The sequence below is a fragment of the Hydrogenimonas sp. genome (genome assembly GCF_029933015.1).
GTDB lineage: Bacteria > Campylobacterota > Campylobacteria > Campylobacterales > Hydrogenimonadaceae > Hydrogenimonas.
On the sequence record NZ_JAOZOZ010000094.1, the window covers coordinates 1 to 6,275 of the forward strand.

At 57.0% G+C, this 6,275-nt stretch carries 8 protein-coding genes; all 8 read left to right on the top strand.

Annotation, left to right across the window (positions count from 1 at the left end):
- Positions 1–67 precede the first annotated feature (67 nt).
- From Q1K23_RS06885 to Q1K23_RS06920, 8 genes are read left to right on the top strand one after another with little or no spacing between them, the layout of a single operon-like run.
- The gene (locus tag Q1K23_RS06885) at positions 68–325 is read left to right on the top strand and encodes a glutaredoxin family protein (protein WP_300363409.1); all 258 of its coding nucleotides are present in this window, start codon (positions 68–70) and stop codon (positions 323–325) included.
- Entirely contained in the window at positions 322–1,230 is a 909-nt protein-coding gene (gene glyQ / locus Q1K23_RS06890; protein WP_300363410.1) for a glycine--tRNA ligase subunit alpha, read from the top strand. The genes Q1K23_RS06885 and glyQ overlap by 4 nt, the downstream gene beginning before the upstream one ends.
- A gap of 15 nt (positions 1,231–1,245) precedes the next feature.
- Positions 1,246–1,968, top strand: a complete 723-nt coding sequence (locus Q1K23_RS06895) for a Nif3-like dinuclear metal center hexameric protein (protein ID WP_300363411.1) — start codon at positions 1,246–1,248, stop codon at positions 1,966–1,968.
- Positions 1,969–1,984: 16 nt separating this feature from the next.
- Positions 1,985–2,713 carry a C4-type zinc ribbon domain-containing protein gene (locus Q1K23_RS06900; protein ID WP_300363412.1) on the top strand — a complete coding sequence of 243 codons (729 nt, stop codon included), beginning with the start codon at positions 1,985–1,987 and terminating at the stop codon, positions 2,711–2,713.
- On the top strand, positions 2,706–3,878 hold the full coding sequence (gene waaA, locus Q1K23_RS06905) for a lipid IV(A) 3-deoxy-D-manno-octulosonic acid transferase (protein WP_300363416.1): 1,173 nt from the start codon (positions 2,706–2,708) through the stop codon (positions 3,876–3,878). The genes Q1K23_RS06900 and waaA overlap by 8 nt, the downstream gene beginning before the upstream one ends.
- Positions 3,868–4,155 carry a DUF167 domain-containing protein gene (locus tag Q1K23_RS06910; protein ID WP_300363413.1) on the top strand — a complete coding sequence of 96 codons (288 nt, stop codon included), beginning with the start codon at positions 3,868–3,870 and terminating at the stop codon, positions 4,153–4,155. The genes waaA and Q1K23_RS06910 overlap by 11 nt, the downstream gene beginning before the upstream one ends.
- Positions 4,152–5,411 (top strand): diguanylate cyclase, encoded by a 1,260-nt coding sequence (locus Q1K23_RS06915; protein WP_300363414.1) that lies wholly within the window; start codon positions 4,152–4,154, stop codon positions 5,409–5,411. Before Q1K23_RS06910 ends, Q1K23_RS06915 begins: the two co-directional genes overlap by 4 nt.
- 2 nt (positions 5,412–5,413) lie before the next feature.
- Positions 5,414–6,160, top strand: a complete 747-nt coding sequence (locus tag Q1K23_RS06920) for an RluA family pseudouridine synthase (protein WP_300363415.1) — start codon at positions 5,414–5,416, stop codon at positions 6,158–6,160.
- The last annotated feature ends 115 nt before the right edge of the window (positions 6,161–6,275 follow it).

Sequence of the window (6,275 nt, forward strand, 5' to 3'; positions counted from 1 at the left end):
AATGACCGCTGCGCGAAGCGCAGCATGCTATAATTCCACTGAAAATTTCTGACAAAAGGAGGTTCAAATGGCCGAAAACAGACCCAAACGACAGAAACAGGTGGTTCTTTTCACCTCGCCGGGGTGTGTCTGGTGTACCCGCGCCAAGACCTTCTTCAAGAAAAACGACATCAGATTCAAGACGATCGACATCAGTACCAACAAACAGGCTGCCAAAGACTGCGAACGCCACGGATGCCGCGGGGTGCCGGTGGTGCTGATCGGCAGCCAGTGGATCTGCGGATTCGACGAACCGAAAATCAAGAAAGCATTGGACCTTACATGATCACATTCACCGACCTTCTTCTGAAACTTCAGACTTTCTGGGCCCGTCAGGGATGCAACATCGTCCAGCCCTACGACATTCCCGCCGGTGCCGGGACGTTCCATCCGGCCACGCTGCTTCGCAGCCTCGACTCCAGGCCCTGGGCGGCGGCCTACGTGGCCCCTTCGCGCCGGCCCACCGACGGCCGTTACGGCGAAAACCCCAACCGTCTGGGAGCCTACTACCAGTTTCAGGTGCTGATCAAGCCAAGCCCCGACGATATCCAGGACCTCTACCTCAAAAGTCTCGAATATCTGGGACTCGACCTCTCCAGACACGACATCCGCTTCGTCGAGGACAACTGGGAGTCGCCGACCCTGGGCGCCTGGGGACTGGGCTGGGAAGTGTGGCTTGATGGCATGGAAGTGACGCAGTTTACCTACTTCCAGCAGGTCGGCGGCATCACCTGCGACCCGGTCGCCGCGGAAATTACCTACGGTACCGAGAGGCTGGCGATGTACCTGCAGGGGGTCGAGAGTGTCTTCGACATCGTCTGGAACGAGAAAGACGGCGAAGTGACCACCTACGCCGACGTCCACAAGGAGAGCGAGTACGAATTCAGCCGATACAACTTCGAAGTGGCCGACGTGCAGATGCTTTTCCGCCATTTCGACGACGCGGCCGCCGAGTGCCGCCGCTGTCTGGATGCCGGCCTGCCGCTGCCGGCGTATGACCAGTGTATGATCGCCTCGCATCTTTTCAACACCCTCGACGCCAGAAAAGCGATCTCGGTGACCGAACGTGCCAACTACATTCTGAAAATCCGCGATCTCGCCAAAGGGTGCGCCGAACTCTACAAGGCCCAGGAGAGCGAGCGGGAGGCCCGGGTGCGAGGAGAGCTCGTGACGGCTGCCGGTGAAGCGTGATCGGAGAGGGAGATAATGCGCGTCGGTGAGATTCTCGAGCTGCTGGATGGCATCAGCCCTTTCGAGCTGCAGGAGTCCTGGGACAACAGCGGCCTGCTGCTGGGGGAAGAGAGCCGTGAGGTATCCCGGATCGTACTGAGTGTCGACATCGACGAAAGGATGATCGACGAAGCGGAGGAGGGAACGCTCTTCGTGCTTCACCACCCCCTGATCTTTTCGGGACTCAAACGGCTTTTGTGGAACGAATATCCCGCCAATCTGCTTCGGAAGATGATTCTCAAAAACCACTCTCTCGTGGCGATGCACACCAATTTCGACCAGACCCATCTCAACCGCTACGTTTTCGAAGAGGTTCTGGGGTTCGATGTCGCCTATTGCGAGGGATTCGTCTGCATGACGGAAGGAGATTGGGAAAGCGGTGCGCTTTTGAAGAGAATCAAGGAGAAACTGGGCCTGGAGAGGATGCGGATCGTGGGAAACAGGGAACGCATCCGCAGCGTGGCGATGACGACGGGCGCGGGCGCGAGCCTGATGGACGATATCGACGCCGATCTCTTTCTGACCGGAGACATCAAGTTCCACGACGGGATGAAAGCCCTCTCGAAGGGGCTCATGATGGCCGATATCGGCCATTTCGAGAGTGAAAAGTTTTTCGCCGAGGCGCTGGCGCCCCATTTGAAAAATTTGCCGATTCCGGTTATAATTGCGCAATCAATCAACCCCTTCACCTACATCTGATAAGGAAACACAATCCATGAACAAGCATCTTGAAGAGCTTATAGAACTGTCCAAAATCGACCAGGCTATCGACGCATTCGAGCCCAGAATCGCCGAAGCGCGCGCCAAACTGGCCGAAGTCGAAGAGCAGGAGAGTGCCGTCGAGCGGGAGATTCTCGAGCTCGAAGAGGATATCCGGGATGCCGAACTCAAAAAAGCGAAGAACGACCTGCATATCCAGGAGCTGACGGAGAAGCTGGAGGCGAACAAGAAGAAAAGTGCCGAAGCGAAGACCGAAAAGGAGATCAAGGCGCTCCAGCTCGAAGAGGAGATCGCCAGAGAGCAGCTCGACTTCGCCAACGAGGAGATCGGACGGCTCGAAAACCTGATCGAGACCCGCAAAGCCGAGATCGAAACCAAAAAAGCGGAGCTCGAAGCTCTCAAAGAGAAGAGCGCGATGCTCAAGGAAGAGGTCGAAAAGGAGCTCGCCGAGATCGAAGCGCAGAAGCAGGAGCTCTTCAGGCAGAAGCAGGAGCTGGTCTCCAAAATGAGCCAGAAAATCCTCGCTTTCTACGACAAGATCCGCCGATGGGCGAAAAACACCGCCGTCGTACCGGTCCGTAAGCAGGCCTGCATGGGCTGCTTCATGAAGATCAACGACAAAACCTACGCCGAAGTGATCAAAGGGGAGGAGATCACGACCTGTCCCCACTGCGGACGGATCCTCTACCTCGAAACGCAGAAAGAAGAAGAGACCGCTGAATAACACGTTTTTCACGCTCCTCTACACCGCCGCGGTGGGAGGGGCCTACCTCCTTTCGCTGCCGCTTCTCATCCTCTTTACATTCAAAAAAAAGTACCGTGAATCGATACCGGCCCGTTTCTTTCTTCGGCACAATCCGCCGCTGCCGGGGGGAAAGATATGGTTCCACGCCTGCAGTTTCGGCGAAACCCGGGCCCTGAAACCCCTGATCGAGGCTTTCTCACCCGATGCCGTGGCCCTGACCACGACGACCCAGACCGGATTTTCGGAGGCCAGAAAGCTCGCCGAAACGGTGCGCTATCTGCCTTTCGAGCCGCTGCTGTGGTTCTGGATCGGGTCCCAGAAGGTTCTGGTCGTGATGGAGGCGGAGCTTTGGTATCTGCTCTTTTTTCTGGCCGGACGCCGCGGCGCGAAGACGATGCTGATCAACGCCAGGATTTCCGACAGATCCTACGAAAGCTACCGGCGTTTCGGCTGGCTCTACCGCAGGATCTTTTCCATGATCGACGAAGTCTACGCCCAGAGCGAGACCGACAGGAAGAGGCTCGAAGAGCTCGGCGCGAAAAACGTGCAGGTGACGGGAAACATCAAACTCGCCCGGCTGCCGGAGGCGACGAAACGGTACGAAAAGCCCGAAGGGATCGTCGTCACGGCGGCCAGTACCCACGAGGGGGAGGAAGAGGGGATCGTCCGGGCTTTCGTCGCGTGGCGTGCGAACCGTCCCGATGCGAAACTGCTGGTGGTCCCGCGCCATCCGGAGCGTTTCGGCAAAGTGGCCGGGATGCTGGAAAGGATGGCGAAAGAGGAGGGTCTGACGTTTGCCAGATGGAGCGAAACGCACTCCCTGGATGCCGATATCGTTCTGATCGATGCGATGGGCGAGCTGATCAACTTCTACGCCGTCAGCGACATCGTGGTCCTCGGCGGCGCTTTCGTGCCGGTGGGCGGACACAATCCCGCGGAGGTGCTGCCCTTCGGATGCCGGCTCATCAGCGGGCCGGAAATCTTCAACCAGAAAGCGATGTTTTCCGCGGTGGAGGGTGCGATCTTTTCCGATCTTTCCGGATTGGAGAAGGCGCTGGAAAAGGCTGTGACGGCAGAACCGCTCTCTTTGAGAGAGCCGGTTTCGCTCGAGCCCATACTCGAAGGGATACGCGATGTGGTATGACCAGACAGAAGGATACATCGACCTCTATATCAATGCCCGGCCCGCCAGCGGCCGGAACGAAATCGTCGGAATTTTCGACGATACGCTGAAGATCAAGGTAAAGGCGCCGGCCGTGGAGGGAGCCGCCAACAGGGAGTTGGTGAGATTTCTTTCCAAGATGTTCAAAATACCCAAAAGCGAGATCCTTTTCGTATCGGGAGAGACATCCAAGCGCAAAAGGATCCGTCTGCCCAAGAGTGAAAAACTGATGCGGTTCATCGAGGAGATGGAAGCGTGAACACCGTTTTGCTGATCGAGGACGATCTCTTCTACCGCCGACAGATGGTACGCGCGCTGAAGGGGCGTTTTCCCGATATGGCTATTTCTACGGCCGAGACGGCCGAAGAGGCCGAGAGGATGCGTGCCGAGCGCTCCTTCGACCTGATCGTCGCGGATCTGACGCTTCCCGACAGCGATGGCGGGCATGTCGAAGCGCTCGTGGAGGCGGGCGAGCGGGTCATCGTCGTGACGAGCCACGGCGACGACGCCTTCAAAAAAGAGATGAGTCGGCTCGATATCGTCGACTATATCATCAAGTCGAAAGAGAGCCGCTTCGAATATCTTCTGAAGCTGATCGGCAGGCTGATGAACAACCGGGACAAAACCGTTCTCGTCGCCGAGGACGCCGTGACGGTGCGCAATCTCTTCCGAAGGCTTCTGGGAGTGCAGAATCTCAACGTGCTCACCGCAGCCGACGGAAAAGAGGCGCTGGAGATTTTGGAAAGAGAGGATGTCGATCTCGTATTGAGCGACTACAACATGCCCGATGTCGACGGTCTGGAGCTGCTCAGGGAGATCCGAAAAAGCCGTTCGATGCTCGATCTTCCTTTCATCGCGATCTCTTCGGACAAAGAAGGGGAGACGGTGGCGACGTTTCTGAAACGGGGAGCGAACGACTATCTGAAAAAACCTTTCGGCAAAGAGGAGCTGCTCTGCAGGATCAACAATACCCTCGATACCCTCGACATGCTCTCCAAGATCCGAAGGCACGCCGTCACCGACGCTCTGACCGGGCTTTACAACCGGCACTATTTCTACGAGATCGCACCGGAAATGCTGGCACATGCCGCGAATACCGAAAGAGAGCCGCTCTCTGTCGCGATCATCGATATCGACAGATTCAAGCGGATCAACGACCGGTATGGCCATCTCTTCGGCGACAGGGTGCTGCGGACGATCGCGAAGCTTCTGGCCAGAGGGTTGCGCCAATCCGATATACTGGTGCGATTCGGAGGGGAGGAGTTTCTGGTGATGATGCCGAACACCGATGAAAAGAGAGCCTTCGTGGCGATGGAAAAACTCAGAAGTCTCGTGGAGAACATGGCGATCCCGCTCAACCGCGGCGAACAGGTGCATGTGACCATCTCCGCGGGGATTTCGGAAGCCGGGAGCGAAGCGACGCTCGACGGCGTGATCAAAACGGCCGACGATGCGCTCTACCGAGCCAAAGCGTCGGGACGCAACCGCGTCGAAATGTATACCAACAGGAAGTGACAATGGAAAAAGAGAAAGCGTACAAACTGCTGGCGGTCCAGATGGGACTGTCGAACTCCAAGGCCAAAGAGCTGATCGACAGAGGCGTCGTCTACGTGGGCAACAAGAAGGTGGCGATAGCCCGGGGGGAACTTCCGGTCGATACGAAATTTCGCGTATTGAAGCTCCACAGCGTCGATATTCTTTATGAAAACGACGAAGTGGCGGCGCTGAACAAGCCGGCCTTTCTGACCAGCGACGAGGCGGCCAGGGAGATACCGGGGGGCAGACTGCTCCACCGGCTCGACCGTGAAACCAGCGGGGTATTGCTGGTGGCCAAGACCAAGGCTTTCGAAAAGAAAGCCCTGGAAGCCTTCAAGGCCCGTGCCGTCTACAAAGTCTACACCTGCTGGGTCGAGGGAATCGTCAGCGAACCGATGACGATCGAAAAGCCCCTCAAGACGATCAAGCAGAACGGCCACGCCTACAGCAAGGTCGACCGCAAGGGCAAGGAGGCGATCACCCACATCGAACCGATCATGATTTCGGGCAAGCGCACCAAGCTGCGCGTCATCATCGAAACGGGCCGCACCCACCAGATCCGGGTCCATCTAAAAAGCGTCGGCCATCCGATCATCGGCGACCGGCAGTACGGCGTCACCAGCGCCCAGACCAACCGGATGCTGCTGCATGCGCTGGAGATGAAGCTGCTGGGCTACGATTTCCGCGCACCCGAACCCAAAGGATTCGACGTTCTGGCGGGAGGGTGATGGAAAAGTCATTGGACATTTCGCCACTCCCCATGACCAATAACCAATATACCAGTGACCGATTTTCCGCATTGCGGAAAATCTTATATTTAATTAAAATTAAAGTCTTTATAAG

Bases quoted from the DNA above. Each gene is read 5' to 3' on its own strand.
- Q1K23_RS06920 (WP_300363415.1), top strand. From the start codon at position 5,414: ATGGAAAAAGAGAAAGCGTACAAACTGCTGGCGGTCCAGATGGGACTG.
- Q1K23_RS06895 (WP_300363411.1), top strand. From the start codon at position 1,246: ATGCGCGTCGGTGAGATTCTCGAGCTGCTGGATGGCATCAGCCCTTTC.
- Q1K23_RS06885 (WP_300363409.1), top strand. From the start codon at position 68: ATGGCCGAAAACAGACCCAAACGACAGAAACAGGTGGTTCTTTTCACC.
- Q1K23_RS06900 (WP_300363412.1), top strand. From the start codon at position 1,985: ATGAACAAGCATCTTGAAGAGCTTATAGAACTGTCCAAAATCGACCAG.
- glyQ (WP_300363410.1), top strand. From the start codon at position 322: ATGATCACATTCACCGACCTTCTTCTGAAACTTCAGACTTTCTGGGCC.
- Q1K23_RS06910 (WP_300363413.1), top strand. From the start codon at position 3,868: ATGTGGTATGACCAGACAGAAGGATACATCGACCTCTATATCAATGCC.